This is a genomic window from Pseudobutyrivibrio ruminis HUN009 (assembly GCF_000703005.1).
Taxonomy (GTDB): Bacteria; Bacillota; Clostridia; order Lachnospirales; family Lachnospiraceae; genus Pseudobutyrivibrio; species Pseudobutyrivibrio ruminis_A.
In genome coordinates, this window is the sequence record NZ_JNLH01000001.1 from 1333122 (window position 1) to 1355922 (window position 22801).

Annotated in this window: 15 protein-coding genes and 2 tRNA genes; 13 read left to right on the forward strand and 4 right to left on the reverse strand. The window is 39.8% G+C overall.

Annotated features, from left to right (window positions below; translation table 11 throughout):
* The first annotated feature begins 23 nt into the window (after window positions 1-23).
* The 7 genes from BO15_RS0106125 (at window position 24) to BO15_RS0106155 (ending at window position 8050) form a co-directional block, all read left to right on the forward strand.
* Window positions 24-1421 (forward strand): tetratricopeptide repeat protein, encoded by a 1398-nt coding sequence (locus BO15_RS0106125; protein WP_033153282.1) that lies wholly within the window; start codon window positions 24-26, stop codon window positions 1419-1421.
* Window position 1422: 1 nt separating this feature from the next.
* On the forward strand, window positions 1423-1878 hold the full coding sequence (locus tag BO15_RS0106130) for a cytidine deaminase (RefSeq protein WP_033153284.1): 456 nt from the start codon (window positions 1423-1425) through the stop codon (window positions 1876-1878).
* Window positions 1879-1981: 103 nt separating this feature from the next.
* Window positions 1982-3154, forward strand: a complete 1173-nt coding sequence (locus BO15_RS0106135) for a BMP family lipoprotein (protein WP_033153286.1) — start codon at window positions 1982-1984, stop codon at window positions 3152-3154.
* Window positions 3155-3314: 160 nt separating this feature from the next.
* The gene (locus tag BO15_RS0106140; protein ID WP_033153288.1) at window positions 3315-4853 is read left to right on the forward strand and encodes an ABC transporter ATP-binding protein; all 1539 of its coding nucleotides are present in this window, start codon (window positions 3315-3317) and stop codon (window positions 4851-4853) included.
* Window positions 4853-5998: an ABC transporter permease gene (locus tag BO15_RS0106145; RefSeq protein ID WP_033153289.1), complete on the forward strand. Its 1146-nt coding sequence runs from the start codon at window positions 4853-4855 to the stop codon at window positions 5996-5998. Before BO15_RS0106140 ends, BO15_RS0106145 begins: the two co-directional genes overlap by 1 nt.
* Before the next feature lies 1 nt (window position 5999).
* Window positions 6000-6944, forward strand: coding sequence for an ABC transporter permease (locus tag BO15_RS0106150; RefSeq protein ID WP_033153290.1), 945 nt, complete (start codon window positions 6000-6002; stop codon window positions 6942-6944).
* 8 nt (window positions 6945-6952) lie between these two features.
* Window positions 6953-8050 (forward strand): HD-GYP domain-containing protein, encoded by a 1098-nt coding sequence (locus BO15_RS0106155; protein WP_033153291.1) that lies wholly within the window; start codon window positions 6953-6955, stop codon window positions 8048-8050.
* A 53-nt stretch (window positions 8051-8103) separates the two neighbouring features.
* Here the strand turns inward: BO15_RS0106155 and BO15_RS0106160 are convergent, their stop codons facing one another.
* Window positions 8104-9372 (reverse strand): diaminopimelate decarboxylase, encoded by a 1269-nt coding sequence (locus tag BO15_RS0106160; protein WP_033153294.1) that lies wholly within the window; start codon window positions 9370-9372, stop codon window positions 8104-8106.
* A gap of 63 nt (window positions 9373-9435) precedes the next feature.
* Here BO15_RS0106160 and BO15_RS0106165 point away from each other — a divergent pair.
* Window positions 9436-9507 (forward strand) — tRNA-Thr (locus BO15_RS0106165).
* A gap of 104 nt (window positions 9508-9611) precedes the next feature.
* The gene (locus BO15_RS0106170) at window positions 9612-10649 is read left to right on the forward strand and encodes a M42 family metallopeptidase (RefSeq protein WP_033153295.1); all 1038 of its coding nucleotides are present in this window, start codon (window positions 9612-9614) and stop codon (window positions 10647-10649) included.
* Window positions 10650-10715: 66 nt separating this feature from the next.
* Here BO15_RS0106170 and BO15_RS0106175 read toward each other — a convergent pair whose 3' ends face one another.
* Window positions 10716-11483, reverse strand: a complete 768-nt coding sequence (locus BO15_RS0106175) for a nucleoside phosphorylase (protein ID WP_033153297.1) — start codon at window positions 11481-11483, stop codon at window positions 10716-10718.
* 545 nt (window positions 11484-12028) lie between these two features.
* Here BO15_RS0106175 and BO15_RS13120 point away from each other — a divergent pair.
* Window positions 12029-13171: a GGDEF domain-containing protein gene (locus BO15_RS13120; RefSeq protein WP_167541213.1), complete on the forward strand. Its 1143-nt coding sequence runs from the start codon at window positions 12029-12031 to the stop codon at window positions 13169-13171.
* 179 nt (window positions 13172-13350) lie between these two features.
* Here the strand turns inward: BO15_RS13120 and BO15_RS0106185 are convergent.
* Window positions 13351-13434, reverse strand: a tRNA-Leu gene (locus BO15_RS0106185).
* 22 nt (window positions 13435-13456) lie between these two features.
* Window positions 13457-16087 carry a hybrid sensor histidine kinase/response regulator gene (locus BO15_RS13125; protein WP_167541214.1) on the reverse strand — a complete coding sequence of 877 codons (2631 nt, stop codon included), beginning with the start codon at window positions 16085-16087 and terminating at the stop codon, window positions 13457-13459.
* A gap of 91 nt (window positions 16088-16178) precedes the next feature.
* On the opposite strand from BO15_RS13125, the gene BO15_RS0106195 reads away from it, so the two are divergent.
* The 3 genes from BO15_RS0106195 (at window position 16179) to BO15_RS0106205 (ending at window position 22571) form a co-directional block, all read left to right on the forward strand.
* A complete protein-coding gene (locus BO15_RS0106195; protein ID WP_033153299.1) occupies window positions 16179-16892 on the forward strand; it encodes a LytR/AlgR family response regulator transcription factor in 714 nt (237 codons plus the stop codon).
* Window positions 16893-17025: 133 nt separating this feature from the next.
* Entirely contained in the window at window positions 17026-19281 is a 2256-nt protein-coding gene (locus tag BO15_RS0106200; protein WP_033153301.1) for a hypothetical protein, read from the forward strand.
* A 200-nt stretch (window positions 19282-19481) separates the two neighbouring features.
* A complete protein-coding gene (locus BO15_RS0106205) occupies window positions 19482-22571 on the forward strand; it encodes a hypothetical protein (protein ID WP_033153303.1) in 3090 nt (1029 codons plus the stop codon).
* Window positions 22572-22801: the final 230 nt, after the last annotated feature.

The following is a 22801-nucleotide window of genomic DNA, read 5'->3' on the forward strand; positions in this document are numbered from 1 at the left end:
TTATATTTTACGGAGAATAATAAATGCAATGTTTTATGTGTGGTGCCGAAGTTGGTAACGACAAAGTTTGTTACAACTGCGGTGCCGATATTTTGTTATACAAACAAATCATATACACATCTTATGTGTTCTATAATCAGGGCTTGGAAAAGGCCAAGGTCAGAGATTTATCTGGTGCAATTGATTCGCTGAAATCATCACTTCAATACTACAAGTATAATACTAGAGCACGTAACCTTCTTGGACTCTGCTATTATCAGACTGGAGAGATGGTTAGAGCTTTAAATGAGTGGGTTCTCTCAAAAAATCTGCAGGAGGAAGATAATCCTGATGCAGATAGATACCTTGCAGAAATTGAAAGTGATCCAGGTCTTTTAACAAAGACTAATTCCACAATCAAAAAATATAATCAGGCTATTGAGTACTGCAAAGCGGGCAGTAGAGATTTGGCGATGATTCAACTGAAAAAGGTTGTAAGCCAGAACCCCAATTTCGTAAAGGCCTTGCAGTTACTTTCCCTTCTTTATATCCAGGAAAAGAAGTATGCTGATGCAAGAAAGTTCCTTAGTCAGGCAGCTAAAATCGATAGCAACAATACTACGACTATACGATATATCCACGAGGTTAAGGAACGCCTTAAGGAACAGAATACAGGCAGAAGAAGAAAGAAAAATGATGTAGTCACATTCGCAGACGGTAACGATACAGTTATCATGTCTGAGAATTCATTCAGAAGCATGTTGGACAACTCAAGAGCAAGCTTCATGAATATTTTGCTTGGATTAGTTATCGGTTTGTTGATTTGCTTCTTCCTTGTTGTACCTACAGTAAGAGATAATATGACAGATGATAATACTGACACTGTTCTTGCATTGAATGAAGAATTGTCAGATGCAAAAACAGAAAATGAATCTCTTCAAACAGAAATTGAGAATTTACAGTCAAGCTTAAGTGCTTATGATGATAAGCAGGATGTTGCTACATCTTACGATAATCTTTTTGCTGCTCAGAATTATTACAATGAGGGCGATAGCGTAACTGCAGCTGATTACATTCAGCTTGTCACCAGAGATGTTCTTGGGGAACAGGGGCAGACAGCATACGACAATTTATATGCTAGCTTGTCACCTACAATTATCCAGGGATATTACGATGATGGCAACAACTTCTATACAGAAGAAAACTATGAAAGTGCAATCACAAATTTCAAGACAGTTGTTGAAATAGACGAGACATACAATAGCGGAGCAGCTCTGTTCTTACTTGGAGACTGCTACAGACTTACAGGAGAGACTGAGTTAGCACTTGAATGCTTTAATCGTGTTGTTGAGCTTTATCCAAGTAATAAATGGGGCAAGCAGGCAAAGGTTTACCTTGCAGCTGATGATACCGAATTAAGTGCTACAGAAGTAGGTGAATAATATGACAGATTTTGAATTAGTAAAGTTAGCTCTAGAAGCTAGAGAAATGGCGTACACACCATATTCACATCATAAGGTTGGTGCAGCTCTTTTATGCAAAGACGGTACAGTTTTTAAGGGATGTAACGTGGAAAATGCCGGGTACACTCCTACAAATTGTGCTGAGCGAACTGCAGTATTCAAAGCGGTAAGTGAAGGCTACAAAGAATACGAAGCCATTGCAGTAGTTGGTGGAATGGATAATCTAAAGGATCTTCCTCTTTGTGCACCATGCGGTGTATGCCGACAGGTTCTTAATGAATTTGGTGATCCTGATACATTTAGAATTATTCTTGCAGAAGTTAAAAATGTAGACGATTTGTCTAACATTACTCCGAATGATGTCAAGATAACAAACAAAACACTTAAAGAGATACTTCCTTTGGGGTTTGGACCTAAAAACTTGTACATAGAATAGTCACAAAAAGTCCTATATTTGTTGCAAAAATAGCAAAATAAATTATAATTTAACTATGTGTTTCTTTATCAGAAGAAACAAAGCAAATAGGAGGAATAGAAGAATGAAAAAGAAGTTATTAAGTGTACTTCTCGTAGCTGCAATGGCTGTATCAACATTTGTTGCATGTGGATCATCTGCATCATCTGACAGCACATCAGCTACAACAACTGAGGGGGCTGCAGAATCTGAGGCAGCAAGCGATTTCAGAATCGCAATGATTACTGACTCTGGTGATATCACAGATCAGTCATTCAACCAGACAACATACGAGGCTATTCAGGCATTTTCTGCTGAGACAGGTGCTGATTTCCAGTACTATAAGCCAGCAGACAACACAGACGATGACCGTGTTGCTGCATTTGAGAACGCAGTAGCTGATGGTTACAACGTAGTAGTTTGTCCAGGTTATCTTTTTGCTGCTATGATTGCAGAAGTTGCTGACACTTATCCAGATGTTACAATCATCGCACTTGACTGTGGTGAGGGCGACTTCGCTGATGCAGGCATGACAGAAATCCCTTCAAACGTATGTGCATTCACATACCAGGAAGAGCTTGCTGGTTACATGGCAGGTTATGCAGTAGTTAAAGAAGGCTATACAAAGCTTGGTTTCCTTGGTGGTATCGCTGTTCCAGCTGTTATCCGTTATGGATACGGTTTCGTAGCAGGTGCTGATAAGGCTGCTGAGGAGCTTGGAAATTCTTCTGAGGTTGAAGTTAATTATGTATATGGTGGTCAGTTCCAGGGTGATGAGGCTATCACAGCTACTATGGATTCTTGGTACTCAAACGGTACTGAAATCGTATTCGCTTGTGGTGGTGGTATCTACACATCAGCTTGCGAAGCTGCTGTAAAGGCTAACGGACACGTTGTTGGTGTCGACGTTGATCAGTCAGGCGTAATTCACGATCAGTATGATGTTGATGGTCTTTGCGTAACATCTGCTATGAAGGGTCTTGCTGCAACAGTAGAGGCTACACTTACAGATGTTGTCAATGGAAAGTGGGATGCTCATGCAGGAAAGATCGAGAACCTTGGTCTTGTATCAGGTACAGATCCTTCTTTAAACTATGTTCAGCTTCCAACAGACACATGGACAATGGAAAACTTCACAGTTGATGATTACAACACACTTGTTTCTCAGATGTATGATGGAACAATCAAAGTTGACGTAAGCATCGATGCTATGCCAACAACAACAATCAAGGTTACAGAGTTTGATAATATTCACTAAGGCGTAACTGGATTACAAAGGGAAGGCTTAGTCCTTCCCTTTTTTTGAAATTATAGCAAGGCTCTAAAAATCATTATATGAGGTGTAATGATTTTTATGGTTTTGCTAGCTGAGTCAGGCTAGGCGTAAATCAAAAATTTTATTGTAGAAAGGTATTGCGATGGAAGATTATGTAATTGAGATGCTGCATATTACAAAAGAATTTCCAGGCATAATTGCAAATGACGACATCACTTTGCAACTTAAGCGCGGAGAAATTCATGCACTTCTCGGTGAAAATGGAGCTGGAAAGTCCACGCTTATGAGCGTTCTTTTTGGACTGTACACTCCAGAAAAGGGAGTAATTAAAAAAGACGGTAAAGAGGTTAAAATTAGCAATCCGAATGATGCTACAGACCTTGGTATCGGAATGGTTCATCAGCACTTTATGTTGGTAGATATCTTCTCGGTACTTGATAACATCATTCTTGGATCAGAGCCAAGCAAGTTTGGTTTCCTCACAAAGGAAGAAGCTAGAGCAAAGGTTATTAGATTGTCTGAAAAGTACAATCTTAAGGTTGATCCTGATGCTATGGTAGAGGATATCACTGTTGGTATGCAGCAGCGTGTAGAAATCCTTAAGATGCTCTACAGAGATAACGAAGTTCTTATCTTTGATGAGCCTACAGCTGTTCTTACACCTCAGGAAATAGATGAGCTTATGAAAATCATGAAGGAGCTTGCAGCAGAAGGTAAGTCAATCCTCTTCATCACTCACAAGCTCAACGAAATCATGGAAGTTGCTGACAGATGTTCAATCCTTAGAAAGGGTAAATACATCGGTACAGTTGATGTTGCAAACACTACCAAGGAAGAGCTTTCTTCTATGATGGTTGGACGTAATGTAAAGTTTGCAGTAGACAAGGCGCCAGCAAATCCTGGCAAAGAAGTATTGAAGGTAGAGAATGTTTGTGTAAAGAGTAAGATTCATGCAAATGATTCTGTACACAACGTTTCATTCAATGTTCGCGCTGGTGAAATCGTATGTATCGCTGGTATCGACGGAAACGGTCAGACAGAGTTCGTTGGAGCTCTTACAGGTCTCGATGATATTTCAAGTGGTAAAATCACTCTTTGTGGTGAGGATATCACAAAGAAATCTATTAGATATAAGAACACACATGGTATGAGTCATATCCCAGAAGACAGACATAAGCATGGTCTTGTTCTTGACTATACTCTCGAGGAAAACATGATTCTTCAGAGATATTTCGAGCCAGCTTTCCAAAAGGGTGGACTTATCAAAAAGAAAGAGATGAGACAGTACTCTGACAGACTTGCAAGTGCATTTGATGTTCGTTCTGGTCAGGGCGCTCGCACAATTGTCCGTTCTATGTCTGGTGGTAACCAGCAGAAGGCTATCGTTGCTCGTGAGATGGATAGAGACCATGAGCTTCTTGTTGCTGTTCAGCCTACAAGAGGTCTTGATGTTGGTGCTATCGAATATATCCACGAGGAAATCGTTAAAGAAAGAGACAACGGTAAGGCAATCTTACTTGTTTCTTTAGAGTTGGATGAGGTTATGAACCTATCTGATAGAATTCTTGTTATGTATGAAGGCGAAATCGTTGGAGAGTTAGATCCAAAGCAGACTACACTTCAGGAACTCGGCCTTTATATGTCAGGCGCAAAGCGAGACAACGGAAAGGAGGCTAACTAATGGGAGAGAAGATTAGCTTTTTTAGACGCCCTGCCGTTCAGACGATTATTGCGTCAATTCTATGTGCAGTTTTAGGTATATTCATCGGATATATCATTCTACTTACAATGAATGCTGAGCATGCGACTGAAGGTATGCAGGCAATCATTACAAACTTTTTCAAGTTTAGCGGGAACGCAACAGTTCTTATGAAATACATGGGATCATTCCTTGTAAAATCAATGCCACTTATTCTTTGTGCTGAAGCAATTCTTTTTGCTTACAAGGCAGGCTTATTCAATATCGGAGCTGCCGGTCAGTACACAGTAGGTATTATCGCCAGCCTTTATTGCTCATTGGCATTGGGTTGGAATTGGTTCTTATGTGTTGTTGCAGCAATTGCTGCAGGTGCTCTTTGGGGATTTATGGCAGGACTCCTTAAGGCATACTTCAACGTAAACGAAGTTATCGCAGGTATCATGCTCAACTGGATTGGCTTATATCTTTGCAATATTATCATTGGTGGCGAAAAATGTATGAATCAGACAAAGTCTGAGACATTTGATATTGTATCAGTTAACCCTTCAGCAATATTACCTGGATTCATACAGGATTTCTTCGGTGGCAATAAATACACAACAATCGCAATACCAGCAACAATTATTATTGCTATCGCAATCCTTGTAGTTCTTAACAAGACAACATTTGGTTATGAATTAAAGGCAACAGGTCACAACAAAGAGGCTGCTAAATATGCAGGTATGAATGCAAAGCGTAATATCATCCTTACACTTGTTATTTCAGGTGCTATTTCAGGATTTGCAGCTTCTCAGTTCTATCTTACAGGAATGGAGCATTACACAATTTCTGCTTCAGTTCCAGGCATGGGATTCTCAGGAATCGCCGTTGCGTTCCTTGGTGGTTTACATCCAATTGGAACAATTTTCGCTGGCTTATTTGTAGAGTACATTACTCTTGGTGGTCAGTACCTCAACACAAACTATTACAACCCACAGGTTGCTGATTTAGTTATAGCTATTATCATTTACCTTTGCGGTTTCGTATTGTTCTTTAAGTCAGTAGTTAATAGACCAGCTAAGGTAAAGGTTAACGCCAATGCCGAGCCAGCAACAAAGTCAGCAAAAGCTGAAGAAAAGGAGGTGTAGTATGGCTTTACTTATTCAATACACCCTCATCTCATCAGCAGTACTGATTCTTGTAGCTTTGGGTGGTATGTTCTCAGAGCGAAGCGGTATCATCAATCTTGGTCTTGAAGGAATCATGGTATTCGGAGCTATGGCAGGTGCTATGGTAATGGTTCTTGTTCCTGAAAATTGGCCAAAGGCAGCAATCATCGTTTGCACACTTTGTGCAGCAGCAATCGCAGGTATGCTTTCATCACTGTTAATCGCAGTTGCCTGCATCAACTTCAAGGCAGATCAGACCCTTGTAGGTACAGCTGTAAACATGCTTGCAACAGCAGCAGCTACTGTTATTATCAAGGCTTTCAACACAACTCGTTCTCACGGTTCAGATTTCTCTGCAAAGCTTGATTACAACAGAGGTTACAAAGCATTTATTATTCACACTAGCAAAATCGACTTCAACTGGTTTGAAGTTGTTGGTTTAGTTCTTCTTGTAGCAGCAATTATTGTATTTTACAAGACAAAGTTTGCTCTTAGACTTAGAGCATGTGGTGAGCATCCACAGGCAGCTGATTCAGTAGGTATCAATGTTTACGCAATGAGATATGCAGGTGTTCTTATTTCAGGATTCCTTGCAGGTCTCGGTGGAATCATTTATATCGCAGCAGCAAACTCAACATGGCATTTTGATTACGGTGTTGCCGGAGCAGGTTTCCTTGCTCTTGCAGTTATGATTTTTGGTCAGTGGAAGCCAGAGCGTATTGCATGGTCAGCAATTCTTTTCGCTGTATTTAGATCACTTTCAAACGTATATACAGCAATCGGATTCTTACACGCATTACCTATTTCAGGAACTGTTTACAACATGTTCCCTTACATTGTTTCACTTATCGTTCTTGCATTTACATCACAGAATTCACGTGCACCAAAGGCAGAAGGAATTCCATACGATAAAGGTGCTAGATAAATTGTCATATGAAAATTATTAACGTAGACGAAATGAAGCCGGGAATGATTCTGGCTGAAAAGATAATAAGTCCTAAGGGACAGGTTCTTGCCGATGAAGGTACTGCCATAACAGCTCAGCAGCTTTTGCACATGAGCTATTATGGCATCAAAGAACTCAAGATTCAGGACGAGGAAGATGCGATTGAAAAATATCAATTTGATGCGCCTGATGAGTTCATCGGTGAGACCCAGTCTTGGCGAATTCTCAACAGTGAGGAGTTCAAAGAGTTTAAACGAGCATATGAAAAATGCTCCGATAGGCTTGAAGGGATTATCAGTGATTTGGTTGAGAAACAGGGGGCATTGGATGATACCGAATTAATCCAGGAGATTCATTCGGTGTTTGAAAAGCATTCTACAGGTCTTGGCATTATGGCTATGATGCTAAACATTCAGGAGATTGACCGTAGCACATTCAGGCATTCTGTTAACGTGGCAATCATTTCCAGGGTATGTGGAGGATGGCTTGGTATTACAGATGAGAAAGAGCTGGATGTTCTTACTATGTGTGGTCTTTATCACGATATAGGAAAATCTCTTGTGCCTCACAGTATTTTGACAAAGCCAGGTCCACTTAATGCAGAAGAGTTTGGCCGAATGGCTGAGCATCCACTTCTTGGATATAATCTGCTTAGTGATTTGCCAATAGACAGACGCATAAAGCTTGCAGCTCTTCAGCACCATGAGCGTAATGATGGCAGCGGTTATCCTTATGGGCTTACAAAGGACTTTATTAATCCTTTTTCAAAGATAATAGCTATTACAGATGTGTATGATGCGATGACAGCTGATAGAGTTTATCGAGCTGGAATTTGTCCATTTGAAGTAATTGCTCAGTTCCAAAGAGTGGAGCCAAGCAAATACGATCAAAATGTCTTACATGTCTTTCTACAGAACATTGCCCAGTCCTATATTGGGACGGGTGTGCTTCTTTCGGATAATTCTCGTGGAATTATCACTATGGTTAAAAAGAACGCTTTAGCAAGTCCGCTAATACAGCTGGATGACGGTTCGTTTGTAGATTTGCAGGAGCGTACAGATTTGTATATTAGAGCTTGTATATAAAGAAAAGCTAGGAGTTATTGCTCCTAGCTTTTTGTTTATGCACATATAAGTGATTATTTTAATAGATTATCAACAACTCCAAGTCCATCGAATGTAGCAAGATAATCCTTGATTGTTTCTGGACGACGGATAAGCTTGAAGCTTCCATCTTCCTTAAGAAGAACTTCGGCGCTCTTTAGCTTTCCGTTGTAGTTATATCCCATTGAGTAACCATGAGCACCTGTATCGTGGATAAATAGGATGTCTCCCATGTCGATTTGTGGAAGCTGACGGTCTACAGCAAATTTATCGCAGTTTTCGCAGAGAGAACCGGTGATATCGTATACCTTATCCTCAGGAGCATTTTCCTTTCCGAGAACTGTTACATGATGATATGAACCGTATACAGCTGGACGCATAAGGTCTACAGCACATGCATCTACTCCGATGTACTCCTTGTAAATGTGCTTTTCGTGGATTGCTGTTGTAACAAGTCCACCGTAAGGTCCCATCATAAAACGACCCATCTCAGTGAAAATGGCAACATCTCCAAGACCTGCAGGAACTAGAATTTCATCAAATGCCTTGTGAACGCCTTCACCAATCACTGCAATATCGTTTGGTTTTTGATCTGGACGGTATGCAATACCAACACCACCAGAAAGATTAACAAATGAAATAGCAATACCTGTCTTTTCCTTAAGCTCAACAATAAGCTCGAACAAAGTCTTTGCAAGGGCAGGGTAGTAATCATTTGTAACAGTATTTGAAACTAAGAATGCATGGATTCCGAACTCCTCAACACCCTTATCTCTAAGAACCTGATATGCCTCGAAAATCTGCTCTTTAGTCATTCCATACTTGCTATCCCCAGGATTATCCATAATACCGTTTGAAAGCTCATATACACCGCCTGGATTGTATCTGCAACACATCTTCTTAGGAAAATGACCAACGGCTTTCTCGTAGAAATCAATGTGTGTAAAGTCGTCTAAGTTTACGATAACACCTAATTCATCAGCGTACTTGAATTCGCTAGCAGGAGTATCATTAGAAGAAAACATTATATCGTCTTTTTTGAAACCAATCTGGTCTGATAATGCAAGCTCTACATATGATGCACAGTCAACGCCGCAACCTTCTTCCTGAAGAATTTTTAGGATGAATGGGTTTGGATTTGCCTTAACTGCAAAATATTCTTTAAAACCTTTATTCCAGCTAAATGCCTTGTTTACTGCACGGGCATTTTCTCGGATTCCTTTTTCGTCATAAATGTTGAAAGGAGTTGGGATTGTTTGTGTAATTTCTTGAATCTTTTCTTTTGTAACAAATGGGGTTTTCATAGCTATTCATCTCCTTGACAATGATACTCAACTTTGATATGCTTTTTCTTGCTGAATAAGCAAGCTGGTGTGGCTCAGAGGTAGAGCACTTCCTTGGTAAGGAAGGGGTCACGGGTTCAATTCCCGTCACCAGCTCTTTTTTATTATCTTCTTTTCTCTGATTGGGAATACTTTAACATAATAAAGTGTTAATGTAAACTGGTTTTACACAACTGATTATAATTTTAGGAGGTATATAAATGGACACTAGTAAATACGTAGACTACATGGTAAATCAAACTGTTGATATTCTGGGCATAGATAGCCCTACAGGGTTCACAGCCACTGCTGCTAAGCATCTTATGGCAGAATATGAAAAGCTTGGTTACAAGCCTCAGATGACCACTAAGGGCGGTATCCTTGTTGATTTGGGAGGAAAGGCAGAGGATGATGCGCTTCTTATCGAAGCTCACATGGATACACTTGGTGGAATGGTTTGCAAGATTAAGGACAACGGAAATCTTGAGCTTACTCCACTTGGTGGATTCAATCCAAACAATGGTGAGTCTGAGAACTGTCGCATCTACACAAGAGATGGCAAGGTTTACGAGGGAACATTTCAGCTTAATGATGCATCTGTTCACGTTAATGGAGATTACTCTACAAAGACACGTGAGTTTAAGGGTATGGAAGTGGTTGTTGATGAGGAAGTTTCATCTGCAGATGACACAAAAGCTCTTGGCATTATGATTGGCGATATTGTTGCTTTCGAGCCACGCACAAGAGTTACAGAGTCAGGCTACATCAAAAGCCGTTTTCTTGATGATAAGCTTTCTGTTGGAATTCTTCTTGGACAGGCTAAATATTTGGCAGACAACAAAATCACACCAGAGAGAAAGGTATACCATCACATCACTGTTTACGAAGAGGTGGGACATGGCGCATGCGGAACCGTTCCAGATGGCGTTACAGAGATCCTTTCGGTAGATATGGGATGCATTGGTGAGGGCCTTGATTGTAAAGAGACACAGGTAAGTATCTGTGCAAAGGATAGCGGTGGCCCTTACAACTATGATGTGGTTTCTGCTTTGATAAAGGCCGCTAAAGACAACGAAATTGATTTTGCCGTAGATGTTTACCCTCACTATGGTTCAGACGCTGATGCGGCTCTTAACGCGGGCTACGATGTAAAACATGGACTTATCGGATCTGGTGTTTATGCAAGCCACGGATACGAACGCTCTCACAAGAAGGGTGTTGAAAACACATTCAAGCTTCTTATCAATTACGTAAAATAAATTTGATTATATTAAGAAAGACAAGGCTTTTTTGTGAGCCTTGTCTTTTTAAATTTATCTATAGTTTTAGTTATAGTGTTTTAATACATCAAGTCCCAGCAATAAAGCTTTTTCGTGAGAGTCTTTGCCGAAATCTCTTGCATCATAATCATGAACATTTGCCAAAGAATCTCCAGTGAAAAGGAACTGTCCAAACTTGGCACCGCGTTTCCTGCTGACAGCGGCAAGGGCAGAGCATTCCATTTCAACAACAGAACAACCCTCATCTAATCTGTGTTTAACCATATCTTTTGTTTCTCTGAAAAATGCATCTGTAGTCCAGGTGGTGCAGGTTACAAATGGAAGATTATGAGCTTTGAAACAGCTTTCAATGGCCTCCACAGGCTCTGGATCAAGCTCGATAAAGCGAGAAGCAGGAAGGTAATGATATGAAGTGCCCTCGGCTCTAAGAGCTCTTGTTGGGACGATAAAGGCGTTCTCTGGTAAATCAGCCAGTACACCGCAGGAACCAACTGCAATTATCTTTTCACACCCGCATGCTATCAACGAATCCAAAAGTGAAGCAGCGGCAGGAGCACCGATTATTGGCTGCACCAGGCAGATATCTTCGTCTCCATTTTTTAAAACATAAATATTTACAATGTGAGAAAAAGTTTTGAATTCTTCCACTTTCTTGGCATTATTTTCCTTGGCATAGTTTTCAACTACATCTCCAAGGAATGCAAAAAGACATTTCTTTGGAAGGGTTACATTATTCCATTCATATGCTGGAGCTATTACTTCAGCTGAGTGGTCGTCGTATTCAAGTATTGGTATTTCGTGTTTAATAATCATGATGTTCCTCCCTTATATTTTTAATGGATAGTATAACAATGTTGGGGAGGAAAATACAGAGTTAGTAAATAATAAATATTATTTAGAAAAAACTATTGATAATATTCGCTGATGATGGTAGCTTTTAATTAGACCGCAGGAAGGCATGGGTAATGCCCGAATCCAAATATTCCATCGGCGGGATTAAGAATGGTATATCCATTCTTTTTTTATGGGTTAATTATATACATGTATTGTATATATCACTAAGCATCTCGAAAGCAGCATACTCTCGTCGACTTGCGATAAACGGTTTGTGCAGCTTTGATATAGAGGCCGCAAGTTCAAGTCTTGTCACTCCGATTATTTTTTTCTGATTATTTTTTTGAACTTAATTTTTTATATGTAGAAATAAATAAAAATAAGCCTTCAACCATAGGAGTCACATCCATTAACAAATCATCTAAAGCGACAGCCCCTTTTGAAGTCTTTCCACATATTTGACACAGAATTAAAACAATTAAATGCTAATCTAATTTAATAATGGAAGGAGTATGTTTAAATTTATGGCGGAAAAACAGTATGGTCAGTTTACTAAAGAAGAATATGAACCAATGGTTGGTCTGTCAGCATTGGATGTGTTTTTGGCTAGAGTGTACAGGTTTGTAATACTTATTCCGACTACCGTTGCAGCTACATCAGCAGTAGCATATACTCTGACCAAAATAGCAGGATTCTATCAAGAGGTTTCATGGGATGCATTGCTGATTTTTGATTTAACAAATCTTTGTTATTTTATGTTGGCTCTTCACTTTTATCGTGCAGGTCTGCAGGGCGACAGTCTGGAAAAACAGAGCAAGTTGAAGCTGCATAAAATCGCGGTAGGAATTGGCATTATTATTCAATTTAATTTTACAATCTATTTGATTCCTTATGGCCAGTGGTGGGCTTTTGCGCCATTCTTTATATTCTTTACCGTTTTCTTCTTTGATATGAGGCTTACAAGTGTTGTAACAGCAGCAGTTTTGGCCTCAACGGTGCTTTCTTGGATTATTTCTCCTGAAATAATGTGGGAACCAGATGGCCCTAACCATATACCGTTTTATCTAATAAGAATAAGCTACTTGATCTTCTCAGCATTTCTACTTTTAAGTTTGACTCATTTAGGAAGTAAATACCTGATTGATGAGCTGGAAAAGTATGCAAATTATGATACTCTGACACATCTTCTTAATCGAAGAACAATGGATAGTTTGCTAAAAAAAGTAATTAAGCAGTCGCAAAAAGAAAAATCTACATTCTGCATCATTATGGCGGATATAGATGATTTTAAGCATGTCAATGATACCTATGGTCACGACTTTGGTGACGAGGTACTTAAATATGTAGCCCATTCAATTCTTACTGGCGTAAAGAAAACTGATTATGTTTTTAGATGGGGAGGAGAAGAGATATGCATTATGCTCAAGGCACCAAAGGAACAGGCACAATCTGCGGCAGAACGTATAAGGAAAGATATTGCTGATGACAGACTAAAATATAAAAAAGAAGAAGCCGTTGGGGTTACTGTAACTATGGGTGTAAGTGAATACCATGATGGTCTAACAATTAAGGACATGATGGAAGACGCTGACGCCAAGCTTTATTATGGCAAGCGCCATGGAAAGAATCAGGTTGTGGTAGAATTACCAAGTATCTTAAGAGTATAGTGTGTGAAATCTATTTAATAGCACTTATAGTAGGCACTCCGATTATTTTTATTCTGATTATTTTTTTGAACTTAATTTTTAATGGATAGTATAACAATGTTGGGGAGGAAAATACAGAGTTATTTTTAATTTTATAGAAAAAGACCTAGGTATGTACCTAGGTCTTTTTCATTTCCATATGCCGGCTGCGGGACTTGAACCCGCACGATGTTGCCATCAACAGATTTTGAGTCTGCCTCGTCTGCCAATTCCGACAAGCCGGCGTCCGCAGACTAGTATACTAAATTAGATTGATAATTGCAATGCGTTTTTTAGTTTTTCTAGCAACTTTCCGTACTGGTCAATGACGTCGTTGTGATGGCTTTTAATATAGTCAATTTTGTTTTCTTTTGCTGCGAATTCGAGTTCTTTTGCGGCACTGGAAAGATCCTCGGCACCGATGGTGAGAGCGGTACCTTTGAGGGAGTGGGCGATGATTTGATAATTAGCCCAGTCCTCTTTTTGAAGTAGGCTGTTTAACGCTTCTCGCTTGTCCTCGTTAACAAATGTAGTCACAATCTGGCGATAGAAATCTTCGTCGCCTGCAGCAAATGCTAAGCCTGCCTTGGCATCTATAAAGCTAAGTGACTTGATGAATTCGCTTTCTTCTGGTTCCTGATTAGAATCGGCTTTTGGTTCCTCCTCCGCTTGAATCAGTTCCTCTGGTAAATGCTTAAGTACCATTTCATCCAAAGCATCAGGTTTTATAGGTTTTGAAAGATAATCCGTAAATCCGTTTTCCAAGTATTTCTTATCAGCACCCATCATTGCATTAGCAGTGAGCATAACAACAGGTGTTTCAAGGTTTGCACTGGCACCGTTTGCTCGAATGCGTTTAAGCACTTCAATACCGTCCATCTCTGGCATCATGTGATCCAGGAAGATGATATCGTATTTACGTTTATGGGATAACGCAAGAGCGTCAGGCCCGTTTAAAGCGGTATCAATCTGTATCTGCGTTTTCTTTAATAGACCAACAAATACATCCAGATTCATTTGCACATCGTCTACTGCAAGTATTCGAGCTTTTGGTGCAATAAAGCTATTGGTATAGGTAAGCTTCTTGCGCATATCCAAATCAGTTAACTCACCGATTGGCTCAGGGTTGCTTATCTGCTGAGGTATTTCAACGGTGAATGTAGAGCCATGCTGGTAAGTACTTTCTACGTTGATAACACCGTGTAGTAAGGATACCAGGTTTTGAGTGATGGTTAAGCCCAGGCCAGTACCCTGGATTGTTCTGTTTCTAGAAAGCTCAAATCGCTGGAAGTTCTCAAAAATATGAGGTAAGTCTTCCTCTTTTATACCGATACCATTGTCCTTGACCTGGATAACAAGTGCAAGGAAGTTATCGTTTCTCTCTTTGTATGTAGCGCTAAATTGTATGCTTCCACCTTCTGGAGTGTATTTCACAGCGTTAGATAGAAGATTAGATAGAATCTGCTTAATTCTAATGTCATCACCAATCAATCCTGCAGGAAGATTTGGGTCGCAAGTAAATGAAAGCATTTGATTCTTCTGTGAAGAAAGGCCTGCAAACATGTGATAGCACTCTATCAAAAGGTGCTGAATGTTGTATTCCCCGGAAACAACTTCAAGCTTACCTGATTCAATCTTTGAGAAATCGAGCACATCATTTATTAAAGATGTAAGGTTCTTCGAAGCAACGTTGATGTTTTCGGCGTACTTCAAAATAGTTTCATCCTTGCATTCGCGACGAATCAGTTCATCCATACCGGAAATAATATTGATAGGAGTACGGATTTCATGAGAAATATTACTGATGAATTCTGACTTTGCTTTATTAGCAGCCTGTGCCTCATCGATAAGTCTGTTTTCCTCTGTAAGGTCTGTAGCTACGAGGATGTAGCACATTGGCTGGTTGCTTCGGTCAAATTTGCAAGAGAAATTGACTAGGATAACCTTGTTTGTCAACTTTGACGTCAATCGATAGTCAATTATATCTCCACTGGAGGCTTTTTCAAACATCTTCAGCGGTTCACCTGTTTTTAACTCAAAAATCTCCTTTAAACGAATACGATGTGGTTCATTATCAAGCCCCAGAAGTTTGTCAGCGTATTCATTGGATAGATTAAGATGATAGTTGGTGTCAAATACTAAAAGGCCAGTACCTAATGTAGAAAAAATGTCTTTACTGATACTGTTAACGGTGATGTTGAACATCATATAGTTGTTGGATGCAACAAAGAAAACAATAAATGCGAAAAGCATACCAGTGCAATAAAACACGTGGGTGAGATTAAAATCACTATCGTATATACGGAAATCTGGAATGCATGATGCAGCCAGAATCAAGTTTGAAACATATGCGAAAAATACGAGACGTTTTTCTCGTTTAAATCGAACATTTACAGCCCAAACGCAGGCGATTATGAACATAGAAATTCCCATTATAGTTAAGAACGTATAATGGAAAAGGTGTCGATATGGATCCAGACGGACATATGCGGTGTAGTTTTCATAGCGTACAAAAGTATCAGATTCTCTACTACCGAAAATTACAATATCGAATAGGGATGCCAGACCGGACAAACCGATAATCAAGTACTCTGCAAATCGGCTGAAATTCAAACAGCTGGTTACAAGAAGGATTTCAGCCATAAGATAAATATCGATTCCAATTAGCCCCAGCACTCTAAAATAGTATGCAAATCTAAGGTCTGGGCTGAGGGACATGATAGAGTATCCCATACAGCATAGACCATTTCCTAAGGCTAGCATGAACACCGAATATTTGAAAAATCCTTTAGTGTGTTTCTCCCTCTTTAAAAAGCTTGCACCAAGGTGCAGCGAGGTGGCTCCAGCCAGCAAAATTATTATGTTAATGTATGTAATATTGTTAATTAAAAGTTCCATAAAATCATTATATAAAATAATTTTCTGATTTTCATTATCAACTTGAGAAAATTGTGGTATCATTTCTTATACAAAGATATAGGGGGCCAATATGAGAGTTGCAGTAATAGATGACGAAAGTATATTTAGAATGCAATTGAAAATGATGGTAGAAAAACTTTCTGCGAGCAAGGAGATACCTCTAGAAGTTGAGGAATTCTCAAGCGGACCAGATTTTATCTCTGTTTTATCAGAAAGAAGATTCGACATTGTATTCATGGACATCTTCATGCCGGACATGGATGGCATAGAAGCAGCAAAAAAACTTAGAGAGATGACGGAGAGGACTTTCCTTATATTCATGACAGCGTCGGAAGGTCATTATCCAGATGCATTTTCACTACATGCATTTGACTACGTCACAAAACCATTTACAATAGAAAGAATAGATCAGGTTCTGACAGAGATAATTGAGCATACACCTATGGATGCAGCCTTTATTAAACTATCAGCTGGGCCGATAGATGAAAAGGTATATTTAAAGGATATTATCTCAGTAACAACAGATGGCCATTACCTGGAAATCAACAAGGATGATGGCACAACCAGCAGAGTCAGACTTACATCAGGCGAATTCTTGGATTTGGCTGGTGCAGACAAAAGATTCATCATGGTAAATCGCGGCATAATTATTAATATGGACTTTATTCATCACCTCGAGGGTGGCGATATTTACATGGATGATAAGAGTATATTCCCGATTTCAGCTCGTAAAGTATCGGAAATTTCTCAACAGATAAAGGATTATCAATTTAGTAATAGATAAAATATTTTAAGTTAGCCGTAATACTTTTGCCAGATTTTAATCAATCTTGCCAAGGGCGTTGCGTCTAACTTTTTTTATGTTACGCTATAAGCAGGGAATTTGGACTTTTTAAATTGAAAGGGCACAGAAAGTTATGAGGAGAGGTTCAGCAAAGGCTTTGGCAGCTGGATTATCTACAATTACATTAGCTGGTAGTATCGTATTTCCGATACAGGTAGAGGCTTCAGAGAATTCTGAAGGCTCTGTTGTTGTGCCTTCAGATACTAAAGAGCAGCAGGTTGTTTCGCCAGAGGAAGCTGCAGTAGAAAGTAGCGCTAGCGTAACTGAATCGGTCGCAGAGACACTTGCTGATGCAGATGTTTCTACAGAGGTAAGCGATGCAGTAGATGCAGGTGTGGTAGAGGAAAACGCTACTTCTGATTCACAGGCAATCACACAGGATATTACCGATGCAAACACTCAGGTTGCTGATGCAGCTACAGCAGTTTCAGGTGTGGCAGATGCAAAGGATTCCATGGATTCAAGCATTGCAGCAGCAGATGAAAGCCTTGCTTCAGCAAATGATACTGCTTCAGGCTTAGCACAGGTCACAGGCCAGGCTAGCGAAGTGGCAAATGCAGCAGCGGTTGCAGTGGCAGACACAAACACTGATCAGGAAAGTGCAGAAGCTATTATCGCAGATGCTACCGCCACTGTTGAGGAAGCAGAAAAGCAGTTCGCATCAGCAGAGGAAACTTATAACAACAAACTTTCAGAATACGAATCAGCTAAAGCTGAATACGAAGCTGCAGCTGAAGAATACAATAATAAAAAATCACAGGCTACATCAGATTTATCAGATGCAGAGGCTACACTTACAGACGCCCAGGAAAAGCTCGCTTCATTAGAAGAGCAGCTAGAGGCAGCAGGCCAGGACCTTGCAGCAGCTGGCGCCGATGCACTTATTGCAGCAGACGCAGATAAATCCGATGTCACATCATACATCGCTACGGTGGTAGAACATTACTACGCACCAAACACAGAGCTTGCTGATGGCCAGTCTGTTTCAAACTTTACAGTCACACCTTACAAAGGAAATGTTATTGGTATTTCATATGATATTGTGGATGCCGATGGCAATGTTGTACGTACTGTAAGCGCTAATTACGGATATACGGTAGATTACAAATCTGGCGAGGTTCGTATTTACGATAGAGATTTAGTATACGAATACCAGGACATCAACGGCAACACAGTGACTCTTACAAAGGAAGAGGCTGAGCAGTTGAAGGATGGCGTGATTGAGTATTCTTATTGGACTGCCACAGGATTTTATATTCCTAGTTATTATGGCTGGGTGATTGAATCAACTTATACTAAGCGTCCAGAAAACAGATGGACGTATAGTGATTTCAATGATTTGATTAAGTTCGAAGAAACAAAGGGAAGAGTAGTTACAAGTACAGCAGCAGAATATCCATATGGCTACTTCAGGTACTACCAAGGCACCAGCGTTTCATCCACTGTTAAGAACTCAAAATACACATCAGAGGACGACCTTAAAAATGCAATAGTTGATGATGCTAAGACTCAGAATAATGCTACAGGTGTTGCTTTTGATAAAAGCAAGCTATTAAACATTACAGAGCACAAAACAACAGCTGAGGCTTATGGTTACGAAGTAAATAATAATCAGGTATTTACAAGCGCATCCAAGGATTACGCTTCATATATATCAAAGATTACTGAAAAATATAATGCTTACAAAGCTCTTTCAGAGGCTGTCAGCTCAGCAAAGGCGGATTTTGAATCAGCCAAGCAGACAGTATCTAGCTTGAAGCAGCAGATTGCAGATTTAGATGCCGCAAGCGATATTAATACAGGAATGGAGCTTGCAAGACTTCAGGGTGAGCTTGAAAAAGCTCAGGCTGATTACGACATAGCAAAATCAAATCTGGCAGATGCAAAGGAAGCTTTAGCAACAGCAAAATCAACATATGAAGCCAGATTCAACACAGTTTCTTCTATAGTATTAGCTCCGGCAGATTCCGAAGAGGTTATCCAAGATGAAGAGGAAAACGAAGAGGAGGAGCTAGAGGAAGAAGAAATCGAAGATGAGGAATCAGTAGAAGAGATTCACATAATCACTTTCCCAAGTGGCAATGCTGGCGGATATGGATATGGTGGCGAGGCAGAGATTCCACAGGATCTGCCTGAGGAACCTGCACCAGAGGAAACAGTCACAATCGAAGAGGAACAGTCACCTACAGGAATCACCCTGGCAGGCCTCATGGAAAGAGGCAAATGGTTCGTCGGACTTGCAGGTGTTTCAACTGCAGGAGTTGGCGTTGGTATCCTCGAAGCAAAGCGCCGAGCAGCTATAAAGCTCATCGATAAATTAAATCAGTAATAGTTACTAACTAGTCAGCATATGCTGGCTAGTTTTTTTGTGGAAACATCTTGCCAAAAAATGTCACATTTTGCCAGCGTTATTGTACGTAACGATTTTCGGTGTTATATTTTATAACAGATGTTCACGCAACGTTCACATAACAATCATGGAATGTTAACAATGTGTAATGTACGGTTTAGGGAAAGGAATTTATACGTATGAAGAAGAATGTAGTAAAAGCAATGTCAGTTGGCTTATCAGCGATCACAATTGCAAGCTCACTTAGCGTACCTGTATTTGCAGAGGAGTCAACAGAAGGGGGACAGCCAGCGGATACAGGAGCGGTAGTTGAGCCAGTGGTTACACCATCGCCTGAAGCAGTAGTTGCTAATGATACAGCTACTCTTAATGCTAGTTACAACGGAGTACAGCCATCAGCAGATGTACAGCCTGCTACTCCTGCAGCACCATCAGCAGATGTACAGCCTGCTACTCCTGCAACACCATCAGCAGAGCCTGCTACTCCTGTAGCACCTAAAACTACTCTTGAAGAAGTTCAGGATGTTGTTGACGCAGCAGGGGACGAAGATATTACTTCTGACACATATGATAGTAAATATATTGAAGGTGGTTCTGTTACTTATGAAAAGGGAGCAGAAGCAGTTCAAGATGATGCACAGGCAGCTGGAACAGAGATTGCTAAAGCAGATTCTGATGCAGCAGATTTAAACCAGGCTGCAGAAGATATGGATACCGCAAATTCTCAAGCTGGTACAGCTTTAGTCGAAGCTACAGCTGCGGCTACTAGCGCAAATGGTGACATTACACAGGCTAATAATGATGTTAAGGCTGCGGCTCAGGCTGTTGCTACAGGAACAAAGGATGAAGCAGATAGTCTTATTGCAAAGGCAGAGTCTTCAGTAGCCAAGGCTGAAAAGAATTTTGAAACAGCCAAGAGTGATTATGAGACAAAATTGGAGAATTATAATCAGGCCGTTAAAGATTTAAATTCTGCTCGTCAAGAGTATATTACCAAGAAACAGAATCTTTCCGATGATTTAGATGCAGCAGAAAAAAAGCTTACTGCTGCAACTGATAAGCTCTCTGAGTTAAAGGCTGCTCTGGAAGATGCAGAGAAGGATTTTGCTAATGCTGGTGCTGATGCTATTCTTACAGCCGAGAAGAATAAAGATACAGATACAGCGGCTTATGTGGATGCAATTATGAGATATTATTACATCCCAACAGCATATGCAGATGTACTCACAAAGGACGAAAACGATAAAATAGATTTCGGTGCAGCTAAAATTACAGTTACAAAAGCAGATGACAAAGATGACAAGTATGACAAGTATGTAGTTTCTTATGTGGACAGCACTGGCAAGACAATTGAGAGAGAGTATACATATTCAATTAAGCAGGATGGCACTTTTGAAATCAACGAGATTCTTTACACTTATACAGTAAAAGATAATGATGGCACTACTACAGATTATGCTTTTACAAAGCAGGAAATGGAAGCAAAGGTATCCGCTCGTACTGCTGTAAAAAGATATGCTATCACGACGACAGTTGAAGGTGTTGAGAAAGTAGAATACAAGACTGCTGAAGAACTTAAAGAAGAGCAGTTGGCAAATACTCCTTTTGAATATGTTGTGCTCGGTAATAACGATAAAGATGCTGCAGATGATTATGCTGGAGAGATTACACACTTCTTTGATGAAAAGGGAAATTACATCAAGGCTGTTAAAGGCACAAACCTTAATGGAATTACTATTTATATTAACAATGAGCCAGTTGTTACTAAAGAGTACTTTGAAGATGCAGATGAAGCAGAAAGAATCAAGGAAGCTATCATTGGCTTAGTTGGTAGTGCAGAGTTTGAAGTTCTTCTAACAAAGAATACCACATACACAGCTGTAGGTAACTTTATTGCTAGATATACTGATGTAAAGAAAGTAAATAAGAATAACTTTGATGCCGCATGGAATCCAAACAAAGGCAAGGAATGTATTGATGATGTTAAAGGCTATGCACAAGGTAAAATAAAAGAAGAATATGGAAATAAGTATAAGTACTATAATTACAGCTACAAAACTGATGATGCTGCATGGACCAGCAAAGAGGTTAATAATTTAGGTCTTTCCATAGAGTATAATGTAAAAGGATCCTATGAAATATCTTATGATAAAGTAGCCCATATTGATAATCATTTCAACACATGGGGAGTGGTAGCTGATCAATTTAAAAAGATATATAACTTCTTTGGTGGTAATGCTAAATTGGCAGAGGATGAAGCTAGAGAAAATGCGAAAGCATATGTTGAAAGTATCGGTGGAATATATGTCGATTTTGATTGGGCTGACGGAAATTGGAAAAAGGCAAAAATATATTATGTGGCTGCAACAGATGTAGCAGATCAAACTACACACTATGACAAGCTAAAAGATGCTCAAGCTGCTGTTAATGAACAGCTCAAAAATATGGACGCAACTGGCATGGATGTAAGCAAAAGCAATGTCAAATATGAGGATTGGTATCAGGCTTCGTTAAGCTACAACAAGACAATCACAACATATAAAACAGAAAAGAAGAATGGTACTACACAGATTTCTGATGCGGAGGGTTCTGGTTACACAGCATTTATGGACAAAGTAAAGGCTTATGCGAAACTTCTTAAGGAAATTGATGACGCTCAGACAGCATTAGACGATGCGCAGAAAAAGGTAGATGCAATTCAGGCTAAGCTTGAAGAATTAGATAAGGATTCCGAGAAGGAAGAATTAGTTGCTGAATGGGAACAGCTTCTTACAATTGCAGAAAGTAATAAGAATAACGCTCAGAAGAATCTGGATGACGCTAAGAAAGCTCTTAATGATACAAAGAATGCATATGATGCTAAGTATCCTGCAATCTATATTCCAGCAGGTGAGCCTGTTAAATATCCATCAGTTACAACAGCAACAACTGTTGAAGAAGCAGATGAGGAAGTTATTCCTGATGATGCAGTACCTGCAGCAGGCCAGGCAAGAAGAGCTCGTAGAGCTAGAACAGTTGCAGCAAACGATAACACAACTACAATCAACGATGCTGAGACACCACTTGCAGGTGGCGATGCAGATGATGCAGTAGTTGAGGATACAGAAGATACAACAACAGTTGAAGAAGATTTAGTACCACTTGCAGGAGAAGCTCAGAAGGGATTCTTCGCAAGAACATGGTGGGGATGGTTACTCCTTATCATTGCAGTTCTTACAGGAACTACAGCATATGCTAAGAAGAAGGCAAATGCAAAGAAGATTAAGTAATTAGGTTTTAACTGCGACAATTACTTAAATAAAATTCGAAGGGTGAGGTTAAGAGGTTATGAAGGTTCTAATTCTGAAAGTGAGGATGATAAAGACGATGTTGGAGAATCATAAAACCAGAAAGCAGTTAAAGAAGCTCCAATTGAGTAAACAACAATAATTATCCTACGAAAAAAGAGAGAGTTGGCAGCGGTTGCCAGCTCTCTTTTTTCTAGTAAATTTTTGTATAC

Excerpts from the sequence above, each read along its gene's own strand:
- BO15_RS0106125 (WP_033153282.1), top strand. The coding sequence starts at position 24 with ATGCAATGTTTTATGTGTGGTGCCGAAGTTGGTAACGACAAAGTTTGT.
- BO15_RS0106130 (WP_033153284.1), top strand. The coding sequence starts at position 1,423 with ATGACAGATTTTGAATTAGTAAAGTTAGCTCTAGAAGCTAGAGAAATG.
- BO15_RS0106135 (WP_033153286.1), top strand. The coding sequence starts at position 1,982 with ATGAAAAAGAAGTTATTAAGTGTACTTCTCGTAGCTGCAATGGCTGTA.
- BO15_RS0106140 (WP_033153288.1), top strand. The coding sequence starts at position 3,315 with ATGGAAGATTATGTAATTGAGATGCTGCATATTACAAAAGAATTTCCA.
- BO15_RS0106145 (WP_033153289.1), top strand. The coding sequence starts at position 4,853 with ATGGGAGAGAAGATTAGCTTTTTTAGACGCCCTGCCGTTCAGACGATT.
- BO15_RS0106150 (WP_033153290.1), top strand. The coding sequence starts at position 6,000 with ATGGCTTTACTTATTCAATACACCCTCATCTCATCAGCAGTACTGATT.
- BO15_RS0106155 (WP_033153291.1), top strand. The coding sequence starts at position 6,953 with ATGAAAATTATTAACGTAGACGAAATGAAGCCGGGAATGATTCTGGCT.
- BO15_RS0106160 (WP_033153294.1), bottom strand. The coding sequence starts at position 9,372 with ATGAAAACCCCATTTGTTACAAAAGAAAAGATTCAAGAAATTACACAA.
- BO15_RS0106170 (WP_033153295.1), top strand. The coding sequence starts at position 9,612 with ATGGACACTAGTAAATACGTAGACTACATGGTAAATCAAACTGTTGAT.
- BO15_RS0106175 (WP_033153297.1), bottom strand. The coding sequence starts at position 11,483 with ATGATTATTAAACACGAAATACCAATACTTGAATACGACGACCACTCA.
- BO15_RS13120 (WP_167541213.1), top strand. The coding sequence starts at position 12,029 with ATGGCGGAAAAACAGTATGGTCAGTTTACTAAAGAAGAATATGAACCA.
- BO15_RS13125 (WP_167541214.1), bottom strand. The coding sequence starts at position 16,087 with ATGGAACTTTTAATTAACAATATTACATACATTAACATAATAATTTTG.
- BO15_RS0106195 (WP_033153299.1), top strand. The coding sequence starts at position 16,179 with ATGAGAGTTGCAGTAATAGATGACGAAAGTATATTTAGAATGCAATTG.
- BO15_RS0106200 (WP_033153301.1), top strand. The coding sequence starts at position 17,026 with ATGAGGAGAGGTTCAGCAAAGGCTTTGGCAGCTGGATTATCTACAATT.
- BO15_RS0106205 (WP_033153303.1), top strand. The coding sequence starts at position 19,482 with ATGAAGAAGAATGTAGTAAAAGCAATGTCAGTTGGCTTATCAGCGATC.